Origin of the sequence: Actinoplanes sp. URMC 104, from assembly GCF_051386375.1 — a bacterium.
In the GTDB taxonomy this organism is placed as follows: domain Bacteria; phylum Actinomycetota; class Actinomycetes; order Mycobacteriales; family Micromonosporaceae; genus Actinoplanes.
This window is the reverse complement of the sequence record NZ_JBPQTO010000004.1, coordinates 420,276-446,780: the sequence shown is the minus strand read 5'-3', so window position 1 is coordinate 446,780 and position 26,505 is coordinate 420,276. Positions and strand designations below refer to the sequence as shown.

The window sequence follows — 26,505 nt, the reverse complement described above, 5'->3', positions numbered from 1 at the left end:
TGGACAGCCGATGAACGCGTCCTTAGCGTCGGGTCCGGGGAGCGCTTTCCCTCGTACCCGAGGAGAGATCGGCCTTCCCTAGGGCGCAAGAGTCCCCCTTGCGCATCCCCGCCCAAGGAGAAGCAATGTCCATCCCCGTCTCCTCCGCACCCGAGCGGAGGCGCTCCCCCTGGCGCCTGGCTGCGATAAGCGGCCTGGTCGCCTCCGTCGTTGCGGGTTACGCCGCGTTCACCACGGTCGGCGCCAGCGCCGCCGAGACCCTGCTCTCGCAGGGCAAGCCGGCCACCGCGTCGTCCACCGAGGCGGCCGGCGCGTACGCCGCCGCCGAGGCCGTCGACGGCAACACCGGCACCCGCTGGTCGTCGGCGTTCAGCGACCCGCAGTGGCTGCAGGTCGACCTGGGCAGCTCGCAGGCGATCAGCCGCGTCGAGCTCAACTGGGAGACGGCGGCGGCCAAGGCGTTCCAGATCCAGGTGTCCGACAACGCGAGCTCGTGGACGAGCATCTACTCGACCACGACGTCGGCCGGCGGCCTGCAGTCGCTGCCGGTCACCGGCACCGGCCGGTACGTGCGCATGTACGGCACCCAGCGCACCACCGGGTACGGCTACTCGCTCTGGGAGTTCAAGGTCTTCGGTGGCGGCGGCACCACCACTCCGACCACCCCGCCCACCACGCCGCCGGCCACCGGCCCCGCGATCCCCGGCGGCGGCAGCCTCGGCGCCAACGTGGTGGTCTTCGACCCGTCGATGCCCAGCGCCACCATCCAGGCGCGCGCCGACGAGATCTTCCGTCAGCAGGAGACCGCGCAGTTCGGCACCGGGCGCTACGTGCTGGCGTTCAAGCCGGGCACCTACAACGGCCTGAACATCCAGGTCGGCTTCTACACCTCGGTGGTCGGCCTCGGGCAGAACCCGCAGGACGTGCGGATCAACGGCGACATCACCGTCGACGCCGGCTGGTTCCAGGGCAACGCCACCCAGAACTTCTGGCGCTCCACCGAGAACCTGTCGGTCTACCCGGTGAACGGCGCCAACCGCTGGGCCGTCTCGCAGGCCGCGCCGTTCCGGCGGATGGACGTGCACGGCGACCTGAACCTCGCGCCGAACGGCTACGGCTGGGCGTCCGGCGGCTACATCGCCGACTCGCGCATCACCGGCACCGAGGGCCAGTACTCGCAGCAGCAGTGGTTCACCCGTAACAGCACCATCGGCTCGAACAGCAACGCGGTGTGGAACCAGACCTTCGTCGGCGTGCAGGGCGCTCCCGCGGCCAGCTACCCGACCCCGCCGTACACCGTCATCGGCCAGACGCCGGTGATCCGCGAGAAGCCGTACCTGTACCAGAGCGGCGGCGACTACGCGGTCTTCGTGCCGAGCCTGCAGAGCAACGTGTCCGGCGCGACCTGGCTCAACGGCAACACCCCGGGTACGAGCATCCCGCTCAGCCAGTTCTACGTCGCCAAGCCCGGTGACACCGCCGCGCGGATCAACCAGGCGCTCGCGCAGGGCCTGAACCTGATCTTCCAGCCCGGCATCTACCACGTCGACCAGACGATCAACGTGACCCGGGCCAACACCGTGGTGCTCGGCCTCGGCTACGCCACGATCATCCCGGACAACGGCGTCACCGCGATGCAGGTGTCCGACGTGGACGGCGTGAAGGTGGCCGGCATCCTGTTCGACGCGGGCACCACCAACTCGCCGAACCTGCTCGTCATGGGCCAGTCCGGCTCGTCCGCGAACCACGCCGCCAACCCGAGCACCGTGCAGGACGTGTTTTTCCGGATCGGCGGCTACATCGCCGGCAAGGCCACCAACAGCCTCCTGGTCAACAGCAACAACGTGATCATCGACCACATCTGGGCGTGGCGCGCCGACCACGGCAACGCCGGCACCTACGGCTGGACGGTCAACACGGCCGACAGCGGCCTGATCGTCAACGGCAACAACGTGACCGCGTACGGCCTGTTCGTCGAGCACTACCAGAAGACCGAGGTGCTCTGGAACGGCAACGGCGGCCGCACGTACTTCCTGCAGAACGAGCAGCCGTACGACCCGCCGTCGAACGCGGCGTGGCGCAGCGACGGCGTCGGCTACCCGGCCTACAAGGTGGCGGACAACGTCACCAGCCACGAGGCGTGGGCGATGGGCAGCTACGCGTTCTTCAACGTGAACCCGGCCGTCCACTCGGCGAACGGTTTCCAGGCCCCGGCCAACGGCGCCGTGAGGTTCCACAACATCTTCACGATCTCGCTGGCCAGCGGCACCATCGACCACGTGGTGAACAACATCGGGGCGCCGGCTCAGGCCAGCAACGTCACCCCGTCCACGGTCACCAACTTCCCGTAGATCGCTGACCCTCGGCGCCCGTCACTCCTGCGAGAGGCGGGCGCCGAGCCACGTCGCCAGCACGCCGGGGCGGCTGCGGTACACCTCGTGGTCGTGCGCGCCCTCCACGCGTACGGGCGACCGGTCGATCAGCTTCGCGACGCGCTCGGCGATCTCGAGGTGCACCGGGTCGGGCGCCTCGCTGACCGCGAGCGTGACCCGGTCGGCCGGCAGCTCGCCGGGCCCGAACGCGCGGCGGGTGAGCTGCCGCGCGTCGTCGCGGATCGCCGCCTCCGCGTTGACCATCGTGGCTCTGGTCTCGGGCGCCTCGAGATCGGCCCGGCCCTCGGAGAGCACGGTCAGGGCGACCCGCCAGGCCCCCTGCCAGTCGTCCGGGTGCGCCACGAGATACGCCTCGATCGGCTCCATGATCGCCGCGTGCGTCGCGTCGGCGTCGGGCAGCATGCCGAGCGCGGCCGGCTCCCAGGCGACGACCTCGCGGACGAGATCCGCGTGCCGGGCGGCGAGCGCCAGCGCGACCACTCCCCCGGAGCTGAAGCCCAGCACGGTCGCCGGCCCTTGATCCCGGATCAGCTCCGCGGCGTCGTCGGCGTGCCGGTCGCCCCGGTCCGTCGCCCAGCCCGCCCCGCGGTTGCGGCCCGTGCCGCGGCGGTCGTACCAGATCACCCGGCAACCCTGCTCGGCCAGCGCCCGGGCCTGCGGCTCGAGCATCCCGGCGTCCTCGGCGCCGCCGTGGATCAGCAACACGAGCGGGCCCGTGCCCAACGTGTAGTGGTGCAACATCGCATCCTCCATTTCGTTTGACTCCGGCTATATTGAATACCGTGACGGGGCAGATGCGGCGCGAACGTCGGCCATACGACTCGACGGGCCGGCAGGCGCAGGCCTCCCTCAGCCGCGCCCGCGTGCTCGAGGCGGCGCGGCGGCTCTTCATCGAGCAGGGCTATGCGCGTACGCCGGTCTCGCAGATCGCGCGCGAGGCCGGCGTCTCCGTGCCCACCGTCTTCGCTCGCTTCCAGTCCAAGGTCAACCTGCTCAAGCTCGCCGTCGACACCGCGATCGTCGGTGACGAGCAGGAGGAGCCGCTCGCCGCCCGCCCGGTCATGCGGCGCGTGCGCGAGGCCGCCACCTTCGCCGAGGTGGTCGAGCGGCTCGCGGACGCGTTCGTCGAAGTAGCGCAGCGGGCCGCCCCGATCGCCGCGGTGGCCTACGCGGCCGCCGACGCGGATCCCGAGATCGCCCGGCTGGTGGACACTCTGGACGCGCAACGGCTCACCGGCGCCTCCCGGCTGGCCGAGATCGTCGCCGACCGGCTGGGCGTGACCGACCCGGCCGCGATCCGCCACCTCCGCGACACGATCTGGACGCTGAACTCCTTCACCCACTGGGACCTGCTGGTGCGGCAGCGCGGCTGGGGCGCCGCCGAGTATCGGAGGTGGATGGTCGTCGCGCTGACCGCCCTGTGCACCGACGCCGTTCGCTAGGGCGCCGGGACCTGCCACAGCGCGCTGACCGGCATGGCCCGCATCTTGTCGCCGAACGGCAGGGTGGAGGTGCCGGTGTAGAGGACGATCCCGGCGATGAAGTCCTCACCCAGGCGGTCCGCGAGCCTGCGCAGCCCGCGGAAGTCATCGGACCTGACCGTCGACGCGGCCTTCACCTCGATCCCGACCACCTGCCCGGACCTGTTCTCCAGCACGGCATCGACCTCGAACTTACTGTGGTCGCGATAGTGGAAGAGATCGGCGGCCTGTTCCGACCAGGTGAGCTGACGGGACAGCTCGGACAGCACGAAGGACTCGAGCAGCGGACCGAACGGCGCGCCCGGCCGGAGCAACGCCCGCGCATCGACGGCGAGCTCGTTCGCGGCGATGCCGGAATCGACGAAGACGAGCTTGGGAGCGGCCGTGGCCCGGGTACCGAGGTTGCGGGACCAGCCCGGGATCCGCTTGACCAGGAAAATCTCCTCGAGAGCCCGCAGGTATCGCGCGATCGTCGGCCGGCTCAGCCCGAGCGCCGACTCGAGGGAGTTGGCAGCGATGACCGTCCCGGATCTGGCGGCGAGCAGCCGCACCATGGTGAGCAGTTGTCCCTTGCGCTGAATCTCGGACACCTGCTGGACGTCGCGGTCGATCAGCGCCTGCACGTATCCCTCCAGGAACCGCTGCCTCCGCCTGGCGTCGTCGCGGGACACCGCCTCCGGCAGGCCACCGCGCACGACCCTGGCGGCGTAGTCGGCGCGGGTCACGGTGGACGAGTGCCGCAGTCCGGGGCCGAGCGCGAAAACAGCGTCGATGAAGCCGTCGGGGTCGCCGTCGATCTCGCCCTGGGAGAACGGCCACAGCTCGACGGTCTCCATCCGGCCGGGTAGCGCATCGGGTGCTGCAACCATGCCGAACAACTGTGCGGAGCCGGTCAGCAGGTAGCGGCCGGGACGGGGGTCCTCGTCGACGGACACCTTGATGGCGAGCAGAAGCTCCGGAGCTCTCTGAATCTCGTCGATGACCAGCAGGCCGGGCGAGTCGACGAAACCCGTCGGGTCGGCGATCGCAGCAGCCCGGTCCTGCGCGCGGTCGAGGTCACGGCGGTCGGCCAGACGGTCTCCGGCGACGACGCGGACCAGCGTGCTCTTCCCGGCCTGCCGGGCGCCGCTGATCAGCACAACGCGCGTGTCGGCCAGTGCGGCGTCCACCTGCGCGGCGGCGTGACGGGGAAGCAGACGAGCCGTGTGCACACCCTATGCTAGCTGCTGAGACCTCACTCGCGCGTTGCGAACTCGTTCGATCTGCGGCGGACCGACTTTCGATTTGCGACGGCCCGATGTTCGAGATGCGCACCCTGTACGTTCGATTTGCGGGTGGGGCGTGCGTGGTGGAAATGCGGACCGCGCCGCGTTCCTTCGCGAGGGGCCGCTGACGAGCCGATCTGCATGGGTCTGCGCGGTCAGAGCTCGCCGGAGCCGCGGGGGATCAGCGTGGTGGGGATGCGGATCTCGCGCGGCGGGCCGTCGTAGCCCTCGATGCGCTCGAACAGGGCGATCGCGGCGGTGCGGCCCATGCGGGCGGGGTCCTGCGCGATGACGGTGACGGGCGGGTCGAGCAGGTCGGCGAGCGGGAAGTCGTCGAAGCCGACCAGCGCGACGTCGTGCTGGCGGCCGAGGCGGCGCAGGCCCCGTACGGCTCCGAGGGTCACCGTGCCGTGGGTGGAGAGCAGGGCCGTGGGCGGGTTGGGACCGCGCAGCAGGGCGACGACGGCCTTCTCGGCGGCGGTCGGATCGTGCAGATCGTGCACCACGGGACCGGCGCGGCGGCCCAGGGCACGCTGGTAGCCGCGATGACGGTCACGGACGGTCGACAGGCGTTGGTGGCCACCCAGGAAGCCGATGCGGCGGTGGCCGTGGGAGATCAGGTGGCGTACGGCGCCGGCCGCGCCGGAGACGTTGGTGGAGACCACGGTGTCGCCGCCGATGCCGATGGGGACGCGGTCGACGAAGACCACCGGCATGCCGGTGTGCGCCGCGAGGTGGCCCAGGTCCTCGCCGCTCGGGGCGAGGATGAGGCCGTCGGTCTGACGTTCGGCGAACGCGGCGGCCAGGTCACGTTCGCGGACGGGGTCGCGGTCGAGGCTGCCGGTCAGCACGTGGATCCCGCGGGCGCGTGCCTGGTCCTCGACGGCCCGGTGCAGCGCCGCGGAGAACGGGTGCGAGACGTCGTCGAGCAGCACGCCGATGGTCTGCGTACGGCGGTCGTTGCGGCGCAGCATGCTGGCGCCCAGGTGCGGGCGGTAGTCCAGGGAGTCCACCGCCGCCCGGACGCGTGCGGCCAGGTCGGGCGCGACCGTCGTCTCGCCGTTGACCACCCGCGACACCGTCTTGAGGCTCACTCCGGCGGCGCGGGCGACGTCGTTCATGGTCGGTCGATGCGCCTCCATCGATATACCTCCGTCGATGTGGATCACTGCCCGCAACGTCTTGGAAACTCATTGTTGACACGCGCTGAAGGCGGGCGTCTACTGCGAGACAACGTTGTCTCTCGATTTAGCTAAATCGGTTTGGAGGAGACATGCGCGACCCCACCATGTCCCGGACCGGCAGGACGGTGGCCGTCGGCTGCGTGGTGACGCTGGTGCTGGGCACGGCCGCTGCCTGCAACAGAGGATCCGGCGAGGACGTCGTCGGGCTGATCACCAAGACCGACACGAACCCGTTCTTCGTCCAGATGAGGAAGGGCGCACAGGGCGCCGCCCGCACGCAGGGCGTCGAGCTGCAGAGCTTCGCCGGCAAGCAGGACGGCGACAACGAGGCCCAGGTGCAGGCGATCGAGAACCTGATGTCGTTCGGCGCCAAGGGCTTCCTCATCACCCCGAACGACTCCAAGGCGATCGTGCCCTCCATCGACAAGGCGCATGAGCAGGACATGCTGGTGATCGCGCTGGACACGCCGGTCGACCCGCCGAACGCCGCCGACGCCACCTTCGCCACCGACAACTACCAGGCAGGGAAGCTGATCGGCCAGTGGGCCAAGGCGAAGTTCGCCAAGGACGGCAAGCAGGCGAAGATCGCCATGCTCGACCTCAACGCCAACCAGGTCTCCGTCGACGTGAAGCGCGACCAGGGCTTCCTCGACGGCTTCGGCATCGACGTCGCCGACCCCAACCGGATCGGCGACGAGAAGGACCCGCGGATCGTCGGCCACGACGTCACCGACGGCGCCGAGGACGGCGGCCGCACCGCGATGGAGAACCTCCTGCAGAAGGACTCGTCGATCAACCTGGTCTACACGATCAACGAGCCGGCGGCGGCCGGGGCGTACCAGGCCCTGAAGTCGGCCGGCCGCGACAAGGACACCGTCATCGTCTCCATCGACGGCGGCTGCCCGGGCGTGGAGAACGTCTCCAAGGGCGTCATCGGGGCCACCTCGATGCAGTTCCCGCTCAAGATGGCGCAGCTGGGCGTCGACGCGATCGCCGCGTACGCGAAGGACGGCACCAAGCCGCAGGCAACGCCCGGCAAGGACTTCTACGACACCGGGACCCAACTGATCACCGACGACCCGCAGGCCGGCGTGGAGGCGAAGGACTCCGCGTGGGGCAAGCAGAACTGCTGGGGTTGATATGGCCACTGCCACCGCCGATACCGACTTCGACGTCCGCAGCAACGACTCGCTCGGCCTGCGCGTCCAACACCTCCTGCACGCCAACCCGATCCTCGGTCCGCTGGCCGTGCTGCTCGTCGCGATCATCGCCTTCTCGATCGTCAACGGGCGGTTCTTCACCGCGACCAACCTGTCGCTGGTCCTTCAGCAGGTCACGGTCATCGCGACGCTCGCGCTCGGCCAGACGCTGATCATCCTGACCGCGGGCATCGACCTGTCGGCCGGCGCGATCGCCGTGTTCTCGTCGATCCTCATGGCGCTGTTCTGCGTCGACGCCGGCATGCCCGGCATCGTCGCGCTGTTGCTGGGCTTCGCCTGCGGCACGGTGATGGGGGCGCTCAACGGGTTCCTGGTCACCCGCATCAAGCTGCCACCGTTCATCGTCACGCTGGGCACGCTGACGATCTTCTTCTCGCTCAACTCGGTGGTCAGCAACAGCGAGACGGTGCGCGGCTCCGACATGCCGTCGCTGATGACCTGGACCGGCCAGTCGATCCCGATCGGCAACTTCCGGCTGACGTACGGGTCGATCATCATGCTGGCGCTGTTCGCGTACTTCTTCTACGCGCTGCGCTCCACCGCCTGGGGCAAGCACGTCTATGCCACCGGCGACGACGCCGAGTCGGCGCGGCTGGCCGGCATCCAGACCAGCCGGGTGCTGTTCTCGGTCTACACCGTGGCCGGTCTGCTGTACGCGATCGGCGGCTGGATCCTCATCGGCCGGCTCGCCTCCGCCAGCCCCAACGTGGGCGTCGAGTACAACCTCGACTCGATCACCGCGGTCGTGCTCGGCGGCACCAGCCTGTTCGGCGGCCGCGGCGCAGTCCTGGGCACGCTGATCGGCGCGCTGATCGTCGGCGTCTTCCGCAACGGGTTGCAACTGGGCGGCGTCGAGGTGGTCTGGCAGGGCTTCGCGATCGGCCTGCTGGTGCTCATCGCGGTCTCCCTCGACCAGTGGATCAGGAAGGTGAAGACGTGAGCTCCGACACCGACACCAACCCGGCCGGTCCTCGGCACGCCGCCGCCCGGACCCCGGTGCTGCAGGCGAAGGGCCTGGTCAAGAAGTACGGCCGGGTCGTGGCGATCAACGGCAGCGACCTCGAGCTGTACCCGGGCGAGATCCTCGCGGTCATCGGCGACAACGGCGCCGGCAAGTCCAGCCTGATCAAGGCCCTGTCGGGCGCGCTGGTGCCGGACAGCGGCGAGATCTTCCTGGACGGGCAACGCGTCAATTTCCGTACGCCCATGGACGCACGCTCCGCCGGCATCGAGACCGTCTATCAGACGCTTGCCGTCGCGCCCGGCCTCGACATCGCCGACAACCTGTTCCTCGGCCGGGAGCAACGCAAACCCGGACCGCTCGGCTCGGTGTTCCGCATGCTCGACCGCAGCAAGATGCGCTCCGAGGCGAAGCGGCACATGAACGAGCTCGGCGTCGCCACGTTGCAGAACATCGGCCAGGCCGTCGAGTCGCTGTCCGGCGGGCAGCGGCAGGCCGTGGCGGTGGCCCGCTCGGCCGCCTTCGGCAGCAAGGTGGTGATCCTCGACGAGCCCACCGCGGCGCTCGGCGTCAAGGAGGGCAACCGCGTGCTGCAGCTGATCCGCGACGTCCGCGACCGCGGGCTGCCGGTGATCCTGATCAGCCACAACATGCCGCACGTCTTCGAGGTGGCCGACCGCATCCACATCCAGCGGCTGGGCCGCCGCGCCACGGTGGTCACCCCGCAGTCGCACTCGATGAACGACGCGGTGGCGATCATGACCGGCGCCGCCGAGCCACCACCGCCCACTGCCTGACCCGTTCCGGCCGGCGTCGCCCTCTCCCGGGGTGGCGCCGGCTACTTCTTCTTTTTCTTCTTGCCGCCCTTGGCGTCGTCGCCGAACATCTCGGCGAGCATCTCGCTGTCCCGCTCGTTGACGGTCTTCGGCTCGCGCACCGTGAGCTTCCAGAACGCGGCCACGGCGACCACGATCCATGCCCACCACGGGATGCTTGACTCGGGCCCGAAGAGCGCGCTGGTCACGCCGTACGCGGTCTCGAGGTACTGATCCATCCTTGGCTCCTCGTCGCTGATGTCGGCCGCAAGGATCGGACGGCGCGCGTACGGGATTAGTTGTCCGCGGCGTCGCCGGCAGTTGCACCCACCTCGCTACCGAGCTCGAGCGCCGCCCGGCGCGGATCACCCGACCAGCGGCTCGCGAAGGCGTCCCGCAGGCGCCAGCCCGCCTGAAACAGGGCGCGCTGCCGGGCCAGGTGCGCCCCCGGCCCGTCGGGGTGCGGGCCACAGATGACGCCGAGCGTGCCACCGGGCGGCCCGATGCAGAGGTCGACGTTCCAGCGCCCCACCGCGTACGCAGGCCGCACGACCACCCCGAGGCGGCACAGCTCGGTAGCCAGTTCCCCGACCCACCCGGACGCCTCCCCCTCGCCACACACCGCGGTCCCCTCCCCGCACTGCTCGATCTCTTCTCCGCACGTCACCGCGGCTCCCTCCAGAGGAATCCCCATCCCTCGACCCGACCTTTCCGCTTTGTCGGCGCGAGGTGAGGGCGCGGAGGCGGAGGAGATCGGCGCGGCGGGCGGGGGTGGGGGCGTGGTGGCGTACGTGAAGAAGTCGCCGAGCAGGCCGTCGGCGGTGGTCAGGGTGGTGACGACGATGAGCCTGTGGCGGGCTCGCGTGACCATGACGTTGAACAGGTTGGGGTCGGCGACGAAGCGCCGGCGGCCCGGTGGGTCGGTCGGCAACAGGCCCAGCGACACGATCACCACGTCGGCCTCGCTGCCCTGGAAGGCGTGCACGGTGCCGGTCCGCAGGCCCAGCGCCTCGATGCGCTCGACGGGATACGCGTCGACCAGCGCCGCCTCCAAGGCCTCCGCCTGCGCGCGGAACGGCGAGATCACACCGATGCCGCGGGTGCCCTGCGCCGCGAGGCGCTCGACCGTCCGGAGCACGGCGGCGATCTCGTCGGATGCCCGTACGATCTCGATCGCGTCGGCCTGTTCGGTGGCGGGGTTGCGGGTGAGCACCTCGAGCCGGTCGCCGTAGAAGCGCCGCGCCGAGAAGCCGATGAGACGGGGCACGCTGCGGTGGTGCTCCGCCAGCCAGGTCGCCGGGGCCGTGCCCGCCGCGAGGTCGTAGGAGCTGACCCGGCGTACGTCGAGACGCTCGTCCGCCCCGTGCCGCGCGAGCACCTCGGCCACGTCGACGTCGCTCACGAACGACACGAAGCGCAGCTGCCGCGGGTCGCCGACCACCAGCGCCCGCCTGGCCCGGGCCAGCACCGGCGCCGCGCGCACCTGGTCCACATGGGACGCCTCGTCGAGCACGACCAGGTCGAACATCCCCGGCCAGGCGGGCAGCAGATCCTCCACGTCGGCGACCGTGCCGATCCAGAGCGGCAGGGCCCGGACGAGGGGTTCCGCGTCCCAGCCCGCCAGCAGCTCGCGGCGGCGGTTGCGGCCGGCCCGCAGTGCCACGGCCAGGTCGGCGGCGCCCCGGCGTGCGGCGCGGTCCCAGCGTCGCTCGCTGCGGGCGGCGCGTCGCATGGCCTCGCCCACCGCTGCGGCCAGCGCCTTCTCCGCCTCACGCAGGGCGTCCCACCGCGGCTGCAGGTCGGTGCCGCCGGTCGCCGCGAGCCGGGCGGTGGCACGCTGCGCGGCGGCCGCGGTCAGCGCGTCGGTCACCCGATCCGGCGGTACGTCGCTGCGCACGCCCAGCCGCCGCCGCGCCCACCACCTCGCCAAGCCGTTGCCGTGCAGCAGTTTCCGCATGCGTTCGAGGTCGGTGTCGTCGGCGAACACGCCGGGCACGTCCGCGGCCAGCCCGGGCAGCAACGGTTGCCAGCCGGGCAGCGTCCCGGCGCACGCCTCGAGGCCGAGCGCCGCGGTGAGGTCGTCACTTTCCCGGCGTACGGCCTCCCGGGCGCGACGGACCGCCTCGGCATCGGCGCGCAGCTCGCTCTCGGTGGCGCCGCGGTCGAGGCCGGCGGCCAGCTCGGCGGCCAGGCTCTCGCGCTTCGACCCGTCGCCGAACAGCACCGGAACCGGCCCCGGATAGCGCTCCAGCAGGTTCGCCAGCACCTCGGCCGCGTGCGGCGACTGGGTTGCCACCAGCACCGACCCGCCGCGGTGCACGACCTCGAGCGCGGCCGCGACCACGGTGTGGCTCTTGCCGTTGCCCGGCGCCCCCGACACGACGGTGACCGGGGCGGTTCGTACCCGCCGTACGATCCCGGCCTGCGCCTCGCTCAGCGGCAGCGGCGACAGCACCGGCTCGTCGTTGCCCGCGACCTCCGGCGGCGAGCCGTAGACGGCTGCCAGCGCCGTGCCGCCGAGGTCGCGGCCCGCCCAGCTGCGCAGGCTGTCGGCCAGCCCCGCGCCGAACACGTCCCGCACCACGAACAACGCGGCCTGCGGCACGAGCACGATCCGGTCGTCCGGCGCGCGGTGCCCGGTGGCGAGCGCGTCGACCGGCAGCCCCGTCGCCTCCGCCGCGGACCACATCCAGGCCTTGCTGCCGATCGCCTCCAGCCACCCCGGCGCCGCCACCCCCGGCGCCGCCTCCAGGGCCGCCGCGAGCTTCCGGTCCTCGATCAGCGGGGTGATCTCCACGTCGCCGGCCGGCACGACGCGGTAGCCGAGCAGCCCGCGTTCGAGCTGCACCGGCTGGCTGAGCAGCGGCACCCTGATCCTGCGCTGCTTGCCGTCGACCTCCGTACGCCCGAGGAGGAACCCCCAGCCGCGCCGCAGCGGCCTCTCCTCCCGGTGCAGCATGCCGATCGCCGCGAGCCGGTTGGCCGGGCCGCCCCGCGCGAGCCGCTCCGCGTCGTCGAGCCACACCAGCGGCTGCCCGCCGCGGGTCACGTCCAGCTCGCGGTCACTCCCCGCGGGCGCCAGTTCGGCCAGCACAGAAAGCACACGCGACGGCTCCATCGGCCCCGAGGCTACCGCCCCTCGGCACCCGCCCACCCCACCGGCCACCCGTGCCCGACGCTGCCCAGCCGCCGCCCACGGCCGGCCGTCCGCCCTGCAAAGCGGCGCACCCGTCGACCGACACCCGCCCGGCGCAACGGTCCACCCGGATGGATGCACGCGTCGCCCAGCCGGGGAGACTCGTCCCGTGGATGAGGCGGACACCAGGCGACCTCGGCTGGATGACGCGCCCGAGGCCGTACGTGCCGCGGTGGCGGACATGCTCGGCGGGCCGGTCGTCGCCGAGCATCCCGCCGACGGCGGGTTCACCCCGTCGATCGCCTCCGTCGTAGAGACGCGCGGCGGGCGGAGGCTCTTCGTCAAGGCGGCACCGGTCGGAGCCGGGCTGGGAGAAGCCGTACAGGCAGGTGTGACCCTCGCGGAGGTGACCGCCGACCTAGGCCCGCGGCTGGTGGGCCACGCCACCGTCGGGGCATGGCGGATCGCTGCCTACGAGGTCGTCGAAGGGGAGCCCGTGACGCGATGGGAGGCCGCCGACCTGCCGCGGCTGGCCGGGATCCTGCGGCGGATGCGGGAGCTGTTCGATCCGAGCCCGCTGCGCGGCACCACCCCGTACGCCCGGGCGTTTGTACCTCTGCTCGGCGCCTGGAACGAGCCGGACCTGCCGGCGCTGCCGGTCGACGCTCCGCGGGAGGTGCTGGCCGAGCTCGAGAGCCGCTGGCTCGATGCGCTGGCCGACGGAACCGCGCTGCACCACGGCGACCTGCGCCGCGACAACGTCCTCCGGCGGCGGGACGGGCGGCTGCTCATCGTGGACTGGACGCACCTGTGGACCGCGCCGCGCTGGACGGACGCGGTGCGGCTCGGGCCGGACGTGGCGGCCTGCGGGCACGACCCGGAGCGGCTGCTGCGCGCCTGTTGGCCGGACGCGCCCGCCGATGGCGTGAACGTGGCGCTCGCCGGGCTGGCGGGACGGGGCTGGCGGGACGGTCACCTGCCGGGCCCGCCGGCCCTGCGCCGCATGCAACGGGAGCAGGGCCTGCACGCCCTGCGATGGCTCGCCTCTCGGCTGGTCAGCGGAGGTTGACCGGGCCCGCGTCGATCGGGACGCGGAACAGCGAGTACGGGTACTGCCTGCGGTCGTCGTCGTGCTGGTACTTCGCCTGGCGGTGCAGCTGGTTCGCGGTCACGTAGAGGTAGCCGTCGGCCACCGACATCGTGTCGGGCCACAGCAGGCGCGAGTCGTGCACCAGCGTCTCGAAGGTGCCGTCGGGCAGGCGGCGCAGCACGGACTGGTGTTCCCAGTCGGTCAGGTACAGCCGGCCCCGGTCGTCGGTCTCGAGGCCGTCGGAGCCGCCGCCCTTGTCGCCCTCGTCGGTGACCGTGGCGGCCACGTCGGCGTCGCTCATGCCGCGGTCGAACAGCGCGTCCGCGGAGACGCTGTACCAGCGGCGGGAGATCAGCGGGCAGTAGTAGATGCGCGAGCCGTCCGCGGCGATCGCGATGCCGTCCGCGCCCATCGTCACCGGCTGCGGCGGGCCGTCCTTGGGGCGTTCCATGAACGGCTTGCCCTCGACCACGGGCAGCATGTCGGGCGGCTGCACCGCCTTGGTCGACGGGTGGTCCTCCAGGCGGCGCCACGCCTCGCCGGTGTGCAGGTCGACCACGATCAGCGCGTTCGGTCCCTGGTCGGCCGAGTCGGTGATGAACGCGGCGTTGCGGCGCAGGTCGAACCGTACGTCGTTGAGGTAGGTCGTCGGCAGCGCCACGTCGGGTTCGAAGACGATCGTGCGGACGACCTGGTCGGTCTCGAGGTCGACACAGACCAGCTTGGGGCCGCCCTGCTGGGTGGGCTGGAACATCGGGCTGCCGGTGTCCAGGATCCACAGGCGGTCGGCCGGGTCCACGACGATGCTCTGCACCGAGACGAGGGCCTCGGGGTCGGCGTCGCTCGCGGGCGAGTTCCAGTCCAGGTCCGGGTAGGGCACGACCTCGCCGTCGCGGATCTCGGCGACGGTGAACGGGACGTCGTCGCCCCACTTGGGGAAGTTGACGAAGACCCGGCCGGTTCTCGACACCCCGACGCCGGTGGGCATGGGGCCCGAGTCGAAGGTGTGCACGGTCTCGAGGGCGCCGACGGGAAGGTCGCGTGGTTGGTCGCTCACACAGGTGGCATACCCGTCCCGGGGCCGATCACTCGTGCACCAGCCGGCCCACCAGCCAGCCCACCCGCCCTGGGGGCCACCACCCTACCGCGCGCGGCTGTTGATCAACCGACGTTGTCCACAGGCGCCGGCGCGCGGACGACGAACCGCCCGGCACCCGCTGACGGGCACCGGGCGTACGCCGGCGTCCGTGTCAGCCCAGGTCGACGCTCGGGTAGAGCGGGAACCCGGCGAGCAGCTCGTGCGCCTGCTTGTGGACGCTGTCGGCGACGGCGGCGTCGAGGTGGAACTTGGCCTTCGAGCCCTCGGCGGGCTTGGTGGCGGCCAGGACCGTGTGGATGAGCTCGGCGATCTGGTCCATCTCGGCGACCCCGAGGCCGCGCGAGGTCAGCGCGGGAGTGCCGACCCGGATGCCGGAGGTGTACCAGGCGCCGTTCGGGTCCTGCGGGATCGCGTTGCGGTTGGTGACCACGCCGCTGTCGAGCAGGGCCTGCTCGGCCTGGCGGCCGGTGAGGCCGAACGGGTGCACGTCGATCAGCACCAGGTGGTTGTCGGTGCCGCCGGAGACGACCTGCACACCGCGCCGGAGCAGCCCCTCGGCGAGCGCCTGGCTGTTGTCGACGATCTGCTGCGCGTACGTCCGGAACGACGGCTGCCGGGCCTCGGCGAACGCGATCGCCTTGGCGGCCATCACGTGGGCGAGCGGGCCGCCGAGCACCATCGGGCAGCCGCGGTCGACCTGGTCGGCCAGCTCGGGCTGGGCGAACACGGCGCCGCCGCGCGGGCCGCGCAGCGACTTGTGCGTGGTCGTGGTGACGATGTGCGCGTGCGGGAACGGGCTGTAGTCGCCGGTGAAGACCTTGCCCGCGACCAGACCGGCGAAGTGCGCCATGTCGACCATGAACGTGGCGCCCACCTCGTCGGCGATCTCGCGCAGCGTCGCGAAGTTCACCTTCCGGGGGTACGCCGAGTAGCCGCCCACGATGATCAGCGGCTTGAACTCGCGGGCCGTCTCGCGCAGGGCCGCGTAGTCGATCTGACCGGTGGCCGGGTCGACGCCGTAGCTGCGCTGGTCGAACATCTTGCCGCTGATGTTGGGCCGGAAGCCGTGGGTGAGGTGGCCGCCCGCGTCGAGGCTCATACCCAGCATGCGCTGGTTGCCGAACGCCTGGCGCAGCTCGGCCCACTCGGCGTCGGTGAGGTCGTTGATCTGGCGCTTCTCGAACTTCCGCAGATGCGGCACCTCGACCCGGTCGGCGAGGATCGCCCAGTACGCCACCAGGTTGGCGTCGATGCCGGAGTGCGGCTGCACGTACGCGTAGGGCGCGTCGAACAGGGCCTTCGCGTGCTCGACGGCGATCGCCTCGACGGTGTCCACGTTCTGGCAGCCGGCGTAGAAGCGGCGGCCGATCGTGCCCTCGGCGTACTTGTCGGACAGCCAGTTGCCCATCGCGAGCAGCACGGCCGGGGACGCGTAGTTCTCGCTGGCGATCAGCTTGAGCGACTCGCGCTGGTCGGTGAGTTCCTTGGCGATGGCGTCGGCGATGCGCGGCTCGACGGTCCGGACCACCTCGAGGGCGGAGCGGAAAGCGGCGGATTCAGGGTTCAACTCGGGCATGGGACCTCCCTATCACGGATGCAGAGGCCCAGGCGCACGGCAAGTTCGTCCCAACGACGGAGCCGCTCCCCGATGGTTGCCCCACCTTGACGCGCCAGTCACGGCCCGCGGACGAGCATACCGGTACGAAAGTTGGTTGCGTATGCCCCGAGAGGAGTCATACGGTCACCGCACCTGGAGGAGGGTGACTTGCGGCTCATCGACATCCTGGAACGCAAGAAGGCTCTGACCGACCCGCCGTACTGGCAGGTCGATCCGCGGACGCGGCGGCCGTGGCGGCGAGCGCGAGGACCGATGGGCTGGCCGCGCCGCTCACCCGCCGGGGCGGTCTCGCGGTCGCGACTCTGGTACAGATCCAGGACGTCCGGCTGACTCACTAATCTGATGCCGTGAACGGCGTACAGATCCTGCTCATCATCGGTGTGGGCATCGCGGTGTCGGCGCTCGCGCGCAAGCGCGGCGTCGAGCCCGGCATGATCATCGTGGTGCTGGCCGCGGCCGCGTCGTTCATCCCCGGGGTGCCGCGGCTCGAGCTGGAGAGCGAGCTGATCCTCGCGATCGTCATCCCGCCGCTGCTGTACTCGGCCACCCGCGGCGCGTCGGTCTCGGGCTTCGGGGCGAACCTGCGCGCGATCTGGTCGCTCGGCGTGATCCTCGTGGTGCTGACCGCGGGCGCGCTCGGGCTGATCTCGTCGTGGCTGCTGCCGACGCTCGGCCTCTCGGTCGCGTTCGTGCTGGGCGCGGTGCTCGCGCCGCCCGACACGATCACCACGGTCTCGCACGGCGAGGAGATCGGGCTGCCGAAGCGGGCGACCTCGATCCTCACCGGCGAGAGCCTGGTCAACGACGCCACCGCGCTCACCCTGTTCAGCATCGCGGTCGCGGCCGTCAACGGGGAGCACACCACGTGGCAGGGCGGCATCGGGGAGTTCTTCCGGACCGCCCTGATCGGCATCGGGATCGGCGCCGCGTACGCCGTGGCCGCGCTCTGGATCCGCAAGCGGCTGGGCAACCCGACGCTGGAGACCGCGCTGGTGCTGCTGGTGCCGTTCACCGCCTTCCTGACCGCCGAGGAGGTGCACGCCTCCGGCATCCTCGCGGTGGTCGTGGCGGCCTTCTCGCTGAGCGCCAACCTGACCCTCGACCCGCGCCACCAGTACCCGGGCGCGTACCGGGCCCGCCTGCAGGAGGGGCAGGTCTGGCCGGTGGTCGACTTCCTGCTCGAGACGTTCGTGTTCGCGTACATCGGCCTGCAGCTGAAGTTCGTGCTCCAGGACCTCGCCCGGTCGGAGGAGCCGGGACTGACCCGCACGCTGGTGGCGGCCGGCGTGCTCCTGCTCGCCGCGATCGTGCTGCGCCTGGCCGGGGTGTACGCGCTGTTCGGCCGCTGGCTGCTCAAGGAGCGGGGCATCCAGCGCCGCGTGGAGCGGGACGACCGTTACCGTGCCCGCTACGAGCAGTGGCGGGAGCGCCGCAGCGCCCGTCGCCGCGCTGAACCGCTGCCCGCGCCGACGACCAAGGAGACCCTGCTGGTCGGCTGGACCGGCATGCGCGGCATCCTCACCCTGGCCGCCGCGGCCTCCATCCCCGAGCACACCGCGTCCGGCGAGGAGTTCCCCGGCCGCGACGCCATCCAGGCGATCGCGCTGATCGTCACGCTCGGCACGCTGCTGATCCAGGGCACCACGACCGCCCGGCTGGCCCGCCTGCTGAACTTCGACCTCACCGGCGAGCGGGCCGAAGCCGAGGCCATGCGCGAACGTGGCCGCCTGATCGCGTCCGGCGCGACGGCCGAGCCGACCGCGGACGTCGACGCGACCTTCGAGGCCCAGCGCCGGGCCCTGGCCACGGCCGTCCGCGACCGCGAGCTGACCGAGGACATCGCGCGCGAACTGATCGAGGAGGTCGACCTACGCCAGGCGGCCCGCCACACCACCTTCCCGGCAGGCCAGGCCTGAGCGTCAGTTCGGGGCGTACGTCCTTACGTGATCGAATCGGCCCGTCGCGTCCGCCTGTGCACGAGCCGGCGGTCCACACGCCCACCTGTGCACAAGCCGACGCGTCACCGCGCCGGCCCGCGGGCGAGCCAACAGGTCACCGCGTCCGTCCATGCACAAGCCGATGGGCCACCCACGCCCACCTGTGCACAAGCCGGTGGATCAACGCGCCCTCCCGCGGACGAGCCGACGGACCACCGCATCCGCCTGTGCACAAGCCAGCGGGTAACCGCGCCCGCCTCTGCAGGAGCCGACGGGCCACCACGCCCGCCTGCAGATGAGCCGATGGGCCACCACGGCGCTTGCAGACGAGCCGACGAGGCGCCGCGTGCGCCTGTGCACGAGCCGCAGTTCACGGCGCTTGCCTGTGCACAAGCCCCGCAGTTCACCGCGTTGCCTGTGGACGAATCGGCGAGTCGCCGTGCATTCCTGTGGATGAGTGGACGAGTCATCACGCACGGCTGTGGACGAGCCGACGAGTCATCGCGCATGCCTGTGGATAAGCCGGATCGGCGGCTTGACAGGCGCCTACAGTGGGCCCGCCCCCTGGTTGGGCGGGGTGGGCAGGTGAGAGGGTTGACCAGAGCCGGCGGGCTCAGGGGTGGGGTCAGAGGGCCACGGTGCGGAAACCGGTATTGCCGGTTGAGGAGTCGGGGGTGTTGGAGGAGCGGGCCGCGTTGCGGTAGCGGTTGCAGTACGAGTCATGGCACAGGTAGGAACCGCCGCGGATGGTGCGGGCTGCGCCCAGGGGTGGGCCCTGCGGGTTGTCCACAGGGGACGACGCGTAGTAGACGGGTGAGAACCAGTCGGCGCACCATTCCCACACGTTGCCGATCGGCTGGTAGAGGCCGTAGTCGTTGGGTGCGTACGAGCGGGCCGGCGCGGTGGTGAGCCAGCCGTCCTCGGCGGTGTTCTCGGTGGGGAACGTGCCCTGCCAGATGTTGCACGCCCACTCCGGCGGCAGGGCGTCGCCCCAGGGGTAGCGCTGCGAGGGGCGCCCGCCGCGGGCGGCGCATTCCCACTCGGCCTCGGTGGGCAGGCGGCGGCCGGCCCAGGTGCAGTACGCCTGGGCGTCGTTCCAGCTGACGTGCACGACAGGGTGGTCGTCGTCGGCGGTGGAGGAAGGGCCGGCGGGGTGGGCCCAGTCGGCGCCGGAGACGCCCAGCCACCACGGGGTGCCGGCCATGCTGCCGACGATGTCGGCCTCGTCGGTGGGGGCGACGGCCAGGTGGAAGACCGCCGACCAGCCGAACGACTCGGCCTCGGTGCGGTAGCCGGTGTCGTCGACGAAGGCGCGGAAGTCGGCGACGGTCACGGTGGTCGCGTCGATGGCGAAAGCGGCGACGCGTACCGGATGCACGGGCTGCTCGCCGTCGGGGCGGACGCCGTCGCCGAACGCGTCGCCCATCGCGAACGTCTGCGCGGGCACGGCAGCCTGCGGTACGCCGTGGCGCCCGCGCCCCGCCCGATGAACGGGCGACGGCACAGGAAGAGCCGACGGCGACGAAAGGGGAAGGGGAGCCGGAACGGCGGGCGGCGTGGAGGGGCGGCCGGACGAGGGGCTGCAGCACTCGCTCACAACATCACCGGCCGCGGCTGGCTGGGATGGGGCTTGTCGCCCAGCCGCGCCTGCTCCTGCCACATCGCGGCCTTCAGCTCCTCCCGCACGTCGGCGTACGCGGGATCGTCGTACACGTTGCGCAGTTCGGCCGGATCCTCGAGCAGGTCGTACAGCTCCCACTCGGGCGGATAGGTGTCCGGCCCGCAGCCGGGGATCCCCAGGCCGTCGTTGTAGAAGTAGATCAGCTTGTGCCGCGTCGTGCGGTAGCCGTAGTGCGCCGGCGCCTTGTGGAAAACGTCGTCGTGCTCCCAGTACCGGTAGTAGACGCCCTCGGAGGCGACGTAGTCCCGTCCCCGCAGCAAGGGCCAGAAGCTGCGGCCCTGCATGCGCGGGTGGGCCGGCACCCCGGCGGCCTCCAGCAGTGTCTGCGCCCAGTCCACGTTCGTGACCATCTCGCCGATCACGCCGGGAGAGACCTTCCGGGGGTACGACAGGACCAGCGGCATCCGCAGCGACTGCTCGTACATGAAGCGCTTGTCGAACCACCCGTGGTCGCCGAGGAAGAAGCCCTGGTCGGAGGCGTACATCAGCACAGTGTCGTCGAACTCGCCGCGCTCGCGGAGGAAGTCGGTCACCCGGCCCACGTTGTCGTCGACCGACGCGACGCAGCGCAGGTAGTCCTCCATGAACCGCTGGTACTTCCAGAGCGCCTCCTGCTCGTACGGGAGCCCGGCCGGCGGCGGCGTCTTGAGGTCCTCGAGCGTCAGGTGCTCGGCGATCCGCATGGCCGCGCGCCGCGCCGACGACGTGCGCGTGGCGTAGTCGTCGCCGAAGGTGGGCGGCAGCGGGATCGGCTCGATGAACCGGTTTTCCGACGAGGGTGGCGGGACCCAGGGCCGGTGCGGCGCCTTGTGGTAGATCAGCACGCAGTACGGCTGGGACACCGGGAGCGACGAGATCCAGTCCAGCGCCAGGTCGGTGATGATGTCGGTGGCGTAGCCGGGGACCGTGCGCAGCCCGGACTCCGAGAGGAACTGCGGGTCGACGTACTCGCCCTGCTCGATCAGCACGTCCCAGTAGTCGAAGTGCTGCGGGTCGTGCCCGGGTCCGTCGCCCATGTGCCACTTGCCGACCATCGCGGTCCGGTAGCCCGACGAGCGCAGCGCGCTGACGAAGCTGGGCTGGGCCGCGTCGATCGGTGTGACCAGCGTGGTGACGCCGTTGACGTGGCTGTAGGTGCCGGTCAGGATGCTGGCCCGCGACGGCGAGCAGAGCGAGTTCGTGGCGAAGCAGTTGTCGAAGCGCCGGCCGAGCCGGGCGATCTCGTCGATGCGCGGCGTCGTGTTGACCTGCGAGCCGTACGCGGAGATCGCGTGCGCGGCGTGGTCGTCGGTCAGGATCATGACGATGTTCGGCCGGCGCCCGCTCATCGGTACGAGGCCTCGTCGAGCCCGCTGAGCGTCGGGTCGTGGTCGACCGCGCCGACGTCGTACATCGAGGTCATCCAGTGGTAGAACCGGTCGTCGCGCTCGACCAGCAGCGCGTACAGACGGCGCAGCATGCGGCCGCGCACCTCGGCCATCTCGGGGTGGTGGTAGATGTTCAGCAGCTCGTCCGGGTCGCGCTCCAGGTCGTAGAGCTCGTTGGTGGAGTCCGGGTTGACGACCAGCTTGTAGCGGTCCTCCCGGAGCATCCGCTGCGGGTACGGGAAGTGGTGCCCGTGGAACTCGGCCACGATGTCCGGCTGCCACTCGGGGTGCTCGCCGCGCACCAGCGGCACGAGGCTGCGGGAATCGACCGCCTCCGACCGGTCCAGCCCGGCCAGGTCGAGGATCGTCGCCGTGCAGTCCAGCAGCGAGACGAACTCGTCGCGGGCCTGCGGCGGCGCGCCGGGGATGCGGACGATCCCGGGCGTGCGGTAGATGTCCTCGTACATGGCCGGGCCCTTGTCGTGCAGCCGGTGCGACCCGGTGAACTCCCCGTGGTCACAGGTGAAGAACACCGTGGTCGCGTCGGTCAGCCCCAGCCGGTCGAGCTCGTCGAGGATCCGCCCGACCTGCTCGTCGATCAGCGTGACGTATCCCCGGTAGACCGCGATCAGCTTGCGCGTGACCTCGATCGGCATCGTGTCGAACGTCCAGTGCGCGCTGTAGTTGCGCTGGACGGGCGGCTTGCCCTCGAACGTCTCGGCGATCGACTTGGGCAGCTCGACGGTCTCCGGGTCGATGAGGTCGAAGTACGCGTCGGGGACGATGTAGGGCAGGTGCGGGCCGAAGAAGTGCGTCGCCAGGTAGAACGGCTTGCCGTCCTGCTGATACGACCGGAGCATCTCGATGGTCCGGGTCGCCATGTAGTACTCGAACGTCGCCTCCACCGGCTGCTGCAGCCGGGCGGCGAGCAGGTTGCCGGGGCCGCCGTTGGGCAGGGTCCCGCGGATGTGGTCGGTGATCTCGTACGGCGGAAGGTCGTTCTCCTTGAGGTACGCCCGATAGTCCCCATGATCGACCGGGTTGTGCCAGCCGGGCAGGTGCGGCCCGTCGAATCCGTAGTCCGCGGGCGCCTTGAGCGTGCCCGCGTGCCACTTGCCGATCAGCCCGACGTTGTAGCCGCGCTCGCGCAGCGCCACCGGAAAGGTGAACGTGCCTTCGGCGAGATCCTCCTGGTATCCGACGTTGCGCTCGTGGTTGGCGAGCACCTTGTGCCGGAACGGCGCCTGCCCGGTGAGCAGGCTGGCCCGCGCGGGCGTGCAGATCGCGGTCGGCGTGTACCACCGGTCGAATCGGGTGCCGGTCGCCGCGAGGCGGTTCAGGTGGGGCGTGCGGACCTGGGTGTTCCCGTACGCCCCGAGCGTGTCGACCCGGTGCTGGTCGGTCATGAGGAAGAGGAAGTTCACTTCGCGGCTGCTCCCGCTCCGGTGAAGACGTCACCGAGGTAGTAGGTCTTCGGGTCGGGGTTGCTCTGCAGCTTGCCGGCGCCCACGAAGTAGTCGCCCATGCCGCTGAGCCACTTGGTGACCGTGCCGTCGGCGGTGTAGCCGTCGAGCGTCTTGGAGTCGAGCATCTTGCTGTTGCCGGAGTCGGCCTTCACCGCGTCCACGGGCTGCTTGAGCAGCGCGGCGGTGAGCTCGACGGTCTTGTCGCTGTTCGCGGCGCGGTAGTCCATGGCCTCGCGCAGCACCTGCACGACCTTGGTGGTCTTGTCCTTGTCGCCGGCCACCTCGTTGCCCGCCACGAACGCGGTCGGGAACGACACCGTGCTCGAGAAGTCCTCGTTCTTGGCCAGCTCGACCAGGCCGGGCTTCTTCTGCTTGATGTTGTTGAGCAGCGGATACCAGATGCCGGCCGCGTCGATCTGGCCCGAGGCGAACGCCGAGACGATCGTCGCCGGGTCCATCGGCACGCGCTGGATGTCGGACGCGGACAGCCCGGCCTTCTGCAGCGCGAGGGTGAGGATCATGTCGCCCGAGGTGCCCTCGGGCACGCCGACCTTCTTGCCCTTGAGCTGGGCGAGGTCGGTGATGCCGGGCTGGGCGATCACCCGGTCGGCGTTGCCCAGCGAGTTGAGCGACACGATCTTGGCCTTGCCGGAGGCGGGCAGCCACACCGCGCCCGGGCCGATGTAGCCGAAGTCGAGGTCGCCGGCGTTGATCGCGGTGATCTGCAGCGGGCCGTTGGTGAAGACCTTGGTGCTGACCTCGAGGCCGTGCTTGGCCCACAGCTTCTGGTCGTCGGCGACCGCGAGCAGGCTCGCGCCGTTGTAGTCGGCGATGTAGCCGAAGTTGACCTTCGTCGTCCCGCCGGCGGCGGACGAGGAGTTGTCATCAGATGATCCGCAAGCGGCCACGCTCAGCAGCGAGGCCGCCGCGAGGGCGGCGAGAAGACGCTTCATGCAACAGGCTCCTGGTGATAGACGGCGCTCCACACTCGGTTGCGCAGCGCCGTGAAGGCGGGACTGAGCCGCAGTTCTTCGGTGCGGGGGTAGGGCAGGTCGACGTCGACGATCTCGACGATCCGGCCGGGCCGGGCCGCCATGACGACGACCCGGTTCGCGAGGAAGACCGCCTCGTCGACGTCGTGGGTGATGAAGACGACGGTGCGTTTCTCCTGGCTCCACGTCTGCAGCAGTTGTTCCTGCAGGCGTACGCGGGTGAGGGCGTCCACGGCTCCGAACGGCTCGTCCATGAGCAGGATCGAGGGGCCGACGGCGTACGCGCGGGCGATGGCGCAGCGCTGCTTCATGCCGCCGGACAGGGTGCGGGGCAGCGCGTCGGCGAAGTCGTGCAGGCCGACCAGGTCGATGAAGTGCTGGGCGCGCTCGCGTCGCTCGGCCCTCGGCACCCCGGCCGTACGGAGTCCGAACTCCACGTTCTTGCGGACGGTCAGCCACGGAAACAGCGCGTACTGCTGGAAGATCACGCCGCGGTCGGGTCCGGGTCCGGTGATCACCTTCCCGTCGACCAGGGCCCGGCCGCTCGTCGGCGTCTCCAGCCCGGCCAGGATGTTCATGACCGTGGTCTTGCCGCACCCGGACGGGCCGACGACGGTGACGAACTCGTTGTCGCGCACGTCGAGGTCCACGCCGCCGAGCGCGACGAACTCGCCGCCCTTGACCGGGAAGACCTTCCGGACGTTCTGGACGGTGATCATCGGCGCTCCTGCCAGTCGGTCAGACGGCGCTCGGCGAGCAACAGCAGCCGGTCCATCAGCAGGCCAAGCACGCCGATGCTGATCAGCCCCACGAAGATCGTCGGAAGGTCGTAGTAGAGCTGGGCACTCTGCATGCGATAGCCGAGGCCCTGCTGCGCCGCGATCAGTTCGGCGGCGACCAGCGTGGCCCACGACGAGCCGAGCCCGACCCGCATGCCGACGAGGATGAACGGGGTGGACGCCGGCACCACCACCCGGGCGAAGATCGTGCCGTCCTTGGCGCCGAGCACCCGGGCCGCGTTGATCAGCGTCTTGTCGACGCCCACCACGCCCTGGAAGGTCGCGATCACGCAGGCCAGGAACGACGCCAGAAAGATGACGAAGATCTTCGGGGTCTCGCCGATGCCCATCAGCACGACCGCGAGCGGGATGATCGCCAGCGGCGGGATCGTGCGGAAGAACTGCACCCACGGCTCGAGCAGGCCGCGCGCGACGCCGTACCAGCCCATCAAGAAACCGACCGGCACGGCGAGCACGACACCCAGCACGAAGCCCGCGAGCACCCGGCCCAGGCTGGCGAGCACGTCGTCGGCGAGCGTGCCGTCGGCGATCAGCTCCTTGAACCGCACCAGCACCTCGGGCGGCGCCGGAATGTCGAAGCCGGCGAGCGCGAAGCCCCACCACACCCCGATGCCCAGCACCACCGAGAGCAGATTCCAGAGCCCTTTCGGTACGCCGCGGCGGCGGCGCGGCTCGGGCGGAGGTGTGCCGGCGGCGACCTCGGTGTCCACCTGGACCACGGTCATGAGGGGCTCCCGGAGGGTCGAGGGCGGGGCACGCCCGGATAGCCGGCCAGCAGCGGCGACTGCCGGAAACACGCGGTGATCGCGCCGCGGGCGCCGTCGTCGTCGCCGAGCCGGGCGGCCCGGATCAGCGGGCCGGCCCCGAGGCGGATGCTCTCGCCGGCGACCACGGCGCCGGCGCGGGCGACGATCGAGGGCACCGCGCGCGGCAGCGGGCCGCCGATGACAATCTGCTCGGGGTCGAGGATCAACGCCGCGTCGGCGAGCACCCGGCCGAGGGCATCGGCCACCCGGTCCATGGCGGCGCGCACCTGCGGCTCCTCGCGGCGGGCGGCCAGCTCGGCCAGGTCACGGACGCCGGCCGCGGCCAGCGCGGGACGCACGGCGGCGACCGTCTCGAGGCAGCCGCGCTTGCCGCAGCGGCACACCGCGCCGGACCGGTCCACCTTCACGTGCCCGAACTCCCCCGCCACGCCGCCGGCCCCGGAGATCAGCCGCCCGCCCGCCACGAGCCCGCCGCCGATCCCGTCCGCGAGCCGCACGTAGAGCAGGTTGCCCACCTCGTGCCCGGCCACCGCGCTGCCGGTGGCGGCGCGCCCGGCCGGGCGTGCGTTGCCGGCCTCAGGTTCGCCGCTTGCCGCGGGGACGCGATCCGCCGCGATCGTCGCCTCCGCCAGCGCGGCGAACCGGGTGTTGTTGTCGACGAGCACGGGGGCCGAGAAGCGTTCCGCGAAGGCGGCGAGCACGTCGGCCCGCGAGCCGCCGGCCGGGTCGGGTCCCGCGACGCCGACCCCGATGCCCTGCAGCGCGGTCAGGCCGACGCCCTGCTCGCGGGCCACCCGGTCGACGAGATCGACCCCGGCGGCCAGGCGACGCGGCCAGGAACTGCCCGCCGGGTACTCCTCGACGCCGCTCGCGATGATCTCGTGCGCCGCGTCGGCGACCGCGACGCGCGCCCGGGTGTGGCCGAGGTCGACCCCGAGGAACTGCCCCGACCGCGGGTCGAGCGCCAGCAGCTCGGCGGGGCGTCCGCTGCCGGCCCGCTCGCCCGCGTCGGTGGTGACGACCACGATCGCGCCGCGCGCGAGCAGCTCGGACGTTATCTCCGACAGCGTGGTGCGGGACAGCCCCGACCGGGCCGCGATCTGGGCCCGGCTGAGCCCGCCGCGCTCGCGCAGAATCGCCAGCACGCGCTCCTCGTGAGCGCGCCTGACCAGCGCATGAACGCCTCCGGACCCGGACATGCCGCCACCGTAGGCGGGCCCGAATTTTTCCGTC

The 26,505-nt window shown here is 71.3% G+C and carries 21 protein-coding genes and 1 riboswitch; of the genes, 7 read left to right on the top strand and 14 right to left on the bottom strand.

What is annotated here, in order from left to right; translation table 11 throughout:
• Positions 1-125 precede the first annotated feature (125 nt).
• On the top strand, positions 126-2,351 hold the full coding sequence (locus tag ACSNN8_RS15845; protein ID WP_436649957.1) for a galactose-binding domain-containing protein: 2,226 nt from the start codon (positions 126-128) through the stop codon (positions 2,349-2,351).
• A 21-nt stretch (positions 2,352-2,372) separates the two neighbouring features.
• Here ACSNN8_RS15845 and ACSNN8_RS15840 read toward each other — a convergent pair whose 3' ends face one another.
• Positions 2,373-3,134 carry an alpha/beta fold hydrolase gene (locus ACSNN8_RS15840; protein WP_436649956.1) on the bottom strand — a complete coding sequence of 254 codons (762 nt, stop codon included), beginning with the start codon at positions 3,132-3,134 and terminating at the stop codon, positions 2,373-2,375.
• A gap of 41 nt (positions 3,135-3,175) precedes the next feature.
• Between ACSNN8_RS15840 and ACSNN8_RS15835 the strand changes: the two genes are divergently transcribed.
• Positions 3,176-3,835: a TetR/AcrR family transcriptional regulator gene (locus ACSNN8_RS15835; protein ID WP_436649955.1), complete on the top strand. Its 660-nt coding sequence runs from the start codon at positions 3,176-3,178 to the stop codon at positions 3,833-3,835.
• Here ACSNN8_RS15835 and ACSNN8_RS15830 read toward each other — a convergent pair.
• Positions 3,832-5,085, bottom strand: coding sequence for an ATP-binding protein (locus ACSNN8_RS15830; protein WP_436649954.1), 1,254 nt, complete (start codon positions 5,083-5,085; stop codon positions 3,832-3,834). The two genes, ACSNN8_RS15835 and ACSNN8_RS15830, sit on opposite strands and share 4 nt — an antisense overlap.
• Positions 5,086-5,294: 209 nt before the next feature.
• The gene (locus tag ACSNN8_RS15825) at positions 5,295-6,260 is read right to left on the bottom strand and encodes a LacI family DNA-binding transcriptional regulator (RefSeq protein ID WP_436649953.1); all 966 of its coding nucleotides are present in this window, start codon (positions 6,258-6,260) and stop codon (positions 5,295-5,297) included.
• A gap of 152 nt (positions 6,261-6,412) precedes the next feature.
• On the opposite strand from ACSNN8_RS15825, the gene ACSNN8_RS15820 reads away from it, so the two are divergent.
• The 3 genes from ACSNN8_RS15820 to ACSNN8_RS15810 are packed head-to-tail and all read left to right on the top strand — an operon-like array spanning position 6,413 to position 9,301.
• Positions 6,413-7,462, top strand: a complete 1,050-nt coding sequence (locus ACSNN8_RS15820) for a sugar ABC transporter substrate-binding protein (RefSeq protein WP_436649952.1) — start codon at positions 6,413-6,415, stop codon at positions 7,460-7,462.
• A 1-nt stretch (position 7,463) separates the two neighbouring features.
• On the top strand, positions 7,464-8,483 hold the full coding sequence (locus ACSNN8_RS15815; RefSeq protein ID WP_436649951.1) for an ABC transporter permease: 1,020 nt from the start codon (positions 7,464-7,466) through the stop codon (positions 8,481-8,483).
• Positions 8,480-9,301: an ATP-binding cassette domain-containing protein gene (locus ACSNN8_RS15810; RefSeq protein ID WP_436649950.1), complete on the top strand. Its 822-nt coding sequence runs from the start codon at positions 8,480-8,482 to the stop codon at positions 9,299-9,301. Before ACSNN8_RS15815 ends, ACSNN8_RS15810 begins: the two co-directional genes overlap by 4 nt.
• A 41-nt stretch (positions 9,302-9,342) precedes the next feature.
• Here ACSNN8_RS15810 and ACSNN8_RS15805 read toward each other — a convergent pair whose 3' ends face one another.
• Complete coding sequence (locus ACSNN8_RS15805) at positions 9,343-9,558, bottom strand: hypothetical protein (RefSeq protein WP_436649949.1); 216 nt, start codon at positions 9,556-9,558, stop codon at positions 9,343-9,345.
• A 56-nt stretch (positions 9,559-9,614) separates the two neighbouring features.
• The gene (locus ACSNN8_RS15800; protein ID WP_436649948.1) at positions 9,615-12,437 is read right to left on the bottom strand and encodes an AAA domain-containing protein; all 2,823 of its coding nucleotides are present in this window, start codon (positions 12,435-12,437) and stop codon (positions 9,615-9,617) included.
• Positions 12,438-12,624: 187 nt separating this feature from the next.
• On the opposite strand from ACSNN8_RS15800, the gene ACSNN8_RS15795 reads away from it, so the two are divergent.
• Positions 12,625-13,524 (top strand): phosphotransferase, encoded by a 900-nt coding sequence (locus tag ACSNN8_RS15795; RefSeq protein WP_436649947.1) that lies wholly within the window; start codon positions 12,625-12,627, stop codon positions 13,522-13,524.
• Here ACSNN8_RS15795 and ACSNN8_RS15790 read toward each other — a convergent pair.
• Both ACSNN8_RS15790 and ACSNN8_RS15785 read right to left on the bottom strand, forming a co-directional pair.
• The gene (locus ACSNN8_RS15790) at positions 13,511-14,602 is read right to left on the bottom strand and encodes an L-dopachrome tautomerase-related protein (RefSeq protein ID WP_436649946.1); all 1,092 of its coding nucleotides are present in this window, start codon (positions 14,600-14,602) and stop codon (positions 13,511-13,513) included. The genes ACSNN8_RS15795 and ACSNN8_RS15790 overlap by 14 nt on opposite strands.
• Positions 14,603-14,795: 193 nt before the next feature.
• Complete coding sequence (locus ACSNN8_RS15785; RefSeq protein WP_436649945.1) at positions 14,796-16,220, bottom strand: glycine hydroxymethyltransferase; 1,425 nt, start codon at positions 16,218-16,220, stop codon at positions 14,796-14,798.
• Between the two features lie 19 nt (positions 16,221-16,239).
• Positions 16,240-16,332, bottom strand: a riboswitch (ZMP/ZTP riboswitch).
• Positions 16,333-16,609: 277 nt separating this feature from the next.
• On the opposite strand from ACSNN8_RS15785, the gene ACSNN8_RS15780 reads away from it, so the two are divergent.
• On the top strand, positions 16,610-18,178 hold the full coding sequence (locus tag ACSNN8_RS15780; RefSeq protein WP_436649944.1) for a cation:proton antiporter: 1,569 nt from the start codon (positions 16,610-16,612) through the stop codon (positions 18,176-18,178).
• Positions 18,179-18,824: 646 nt separating this feature from the next.
• Here ACSNN8_RS15780 and ACSNN8_RS15775 read toward each other — a convergent pair.
• The 7 genes from ACSNN8_RS15775 to ACSNN8_RS15745 all read right to left on the bottom strand — a co-directional run bounded on the left by ACSNN8_RS15775 (position 18,825) and on the right by ACSNN8_RS15745 (position 26,471).
• On the bottom strand, positions 18,825-19,646 hold the full coding sequence (locus ACSNN8_RS15775) for a formylglycine-generating enzyme family protein (RefSeq protein WP_436649942.1): 822 nt from the start codon (positions 19,644-19,646) through the stop codon (positions 18,825-18,827).
• Positions 19,647-19,792: 146 nt separating this feature from the next.
• Positions 19,793-21,208: a sulfatase family protein gene (locus tag ACSNN8_RS15770; RefSeq protein WP_436649941.1), complete on the bottom strand. Its 1,416-nt coding sequence runs from the start codon at positions 21,206-21,208 to the stop codon at positions 19,793-19,795.
• Positions 21,205-22,671: a sulfatase-like hydrolase/transferase gene (locus tag ACSNN8_RS15765; protein ID WP_436649940.1), complete on the bottom strand. Its 1,467-nt coding sequence runs from the start codon at positions 22,669-22,671 to the stop codon at positions 21,205-21,207. Before ACSNN8_RS15765 ends, ACSNN8_RS15770 begins: the two co-directional genes overlap by 4 nt.
• Complete coding sequence (locus tag ACSNN8_RS15760) at positions 22,668-23,666, bottom strand: aliphatic sulfonate ABC transporter substrate-binding protein (protein ID WP_436649939.1); 999 nt, start codon at positions 23,664-23,666, stop codon at positions 22,668-22,670. Before ACSNN8_RS15760 ends, ACSNN8_RS15765 begins: the two co-directional genes overlap by 4 nt.
• The gene (locus ACSNN8_RS15755; RefSeq protein WP_436649938.1) at positions 23,663-24,424 is read right to left on the bottom strand and encodes an ABC transporter ATP-binding protein; all 762 of its coding nucleotides are present in this window, start codon (positions 24,422-24,424) and stop codon (positions 23,663-23,665) included. Before ACSNN8_RS15755 ends, ACSNN8_RS15760 begins: the two co-directional genes overlap by 4 nt.
• Positions 24,421-25,230: an ABC transporter permease gene (locus ACSNN8_RS15750; RefSeq protein ID WP_436649937.1), complete on the bottom strand. Its 810-nt coding sequence runs from the start codon at positions 25,228-25,230 to the stop codon at positions 24,421-24,423. Before ACSNN8_RS15750 ends, ACSNN8_RS15755 begins: the two co-directional genes overlap by 4 nt.
• Positions 25,227-26,471, bottom strand: a complete 1,245-nt coding sequence (locus tag ACSNN8_RS15745; RefSeq protein ID WP_436649936.1) for an ROK family transcriptional regulator — start codon at positions 26,469-26,471, stop codon at positions 25,227-25,229. The genes ACSNN8_RS15750 and ACSNN8_RS15745 overlap by 4 nt, the downstream gene beginning before the upstream one ends.
• Positions 26,472-26,505 lie beyond the last annotated feature (34 nt).

Excerpts from the sequence above, each read along its gene's own strand:
- ACSNN8_RS15845 (WP_436649957.1), top strand. The coding sequence starts at position 126 with ATGTCCATCCCCGTCTCCTCCGCACCCGAGCGGAGGCGCTCCCCCTGG.
- ACSNN8_RS15840 (WP_436649956.1), bottom strand. The coding sequence starts at position 3,134 with ATGTTGCACCACTACACGTTGGGCACGGGCCCGCTCGTGTTGCTGATC.
- ACSNN8_RS15825 (WP_436649953.1), bottom strand. The coding sequence starts at position 6,260 with ATGAACGACGTCGCCCGCGCCGCCGGAGTGAGCCTCAAGACGGTGTCG.
- ACSNN8_RS15820 (WP_436649952.1), top strand. The coding sequence starts at position 6,413 with ATGCGCGACCCCACCATGTCCCGGACCGGCAGGACGGTGGCCGTCGGC.
- ACSNN8_RS15815 (WP_436649951.1), top strand. The coding sequence starts at position 7,464 with ATGGCCACTGCCACCGCCGATACCGACTTCGACGTCCGCAGCAACGAC.
- ACSNN8_RS15805 (WP_436649949.1), bottom strand. The coding sequence starts at position 9,558 with ATGGATCAGTACCTCGAGACCGCGTACGGCGTGACCAGCGCGCTCTTC.
- ACSNN8_RS15800 (WP_436649948.1), bottom strand. The coding sequence starts at position 12,437 with ATGGAGCCGTCGCGTGTGCTTTCTGTGCTGGCCGAACTGGCGCCCGCG.
- ACSNN8_RS15785 (WP_436649945.1), bottom strand. The coding sequence starts at position 16,220 with ATGCCCGAGTTGAACCCTGAATCCGCCGCTTTCCGCTCCGCCCTCGAG.
- ACSNN8_RS15770 (WP_436649941.1), bottom strand. The coding sequence starts at position 21,208 with ATGAGCGGGCGCCGGCCGAACATCGTCATGATCCTGACCGACGACCAC.
- ACSNN8_RS15760 (WP_436649939.1), bottom strand. The coding sequence starts at position 23,666 with ATGAAGCGTCTTCTCGCCGCCCTCGCGGCGGCCTCGCTGCTGAGCGTG.
- ACSNN8_RS15755 (WP_436649938.1), bottom strand. The coding sequence starts at position 24,424 with ATGATCACCGTCCAGAACGTCCGGAAGGTCTTCCCGGTCAAGGGCGGC.
- ACSNN8_RS15750 (WP_436649937.1), bottom strand. The coding sequence starts at position 25,230 with ATGACCGTGGTCCAGGTGGACACCGAGGTCGCCGCCGGCACACCTCCG.
- ACSNN8_RS15745 (WP_436649936.1), bottom strand. The coding sequence starts at position 26,471 with ATGTCCGGGTCCGGAGGCGTTCATGCGCTGGTCAGGCGCGCTCACGAG.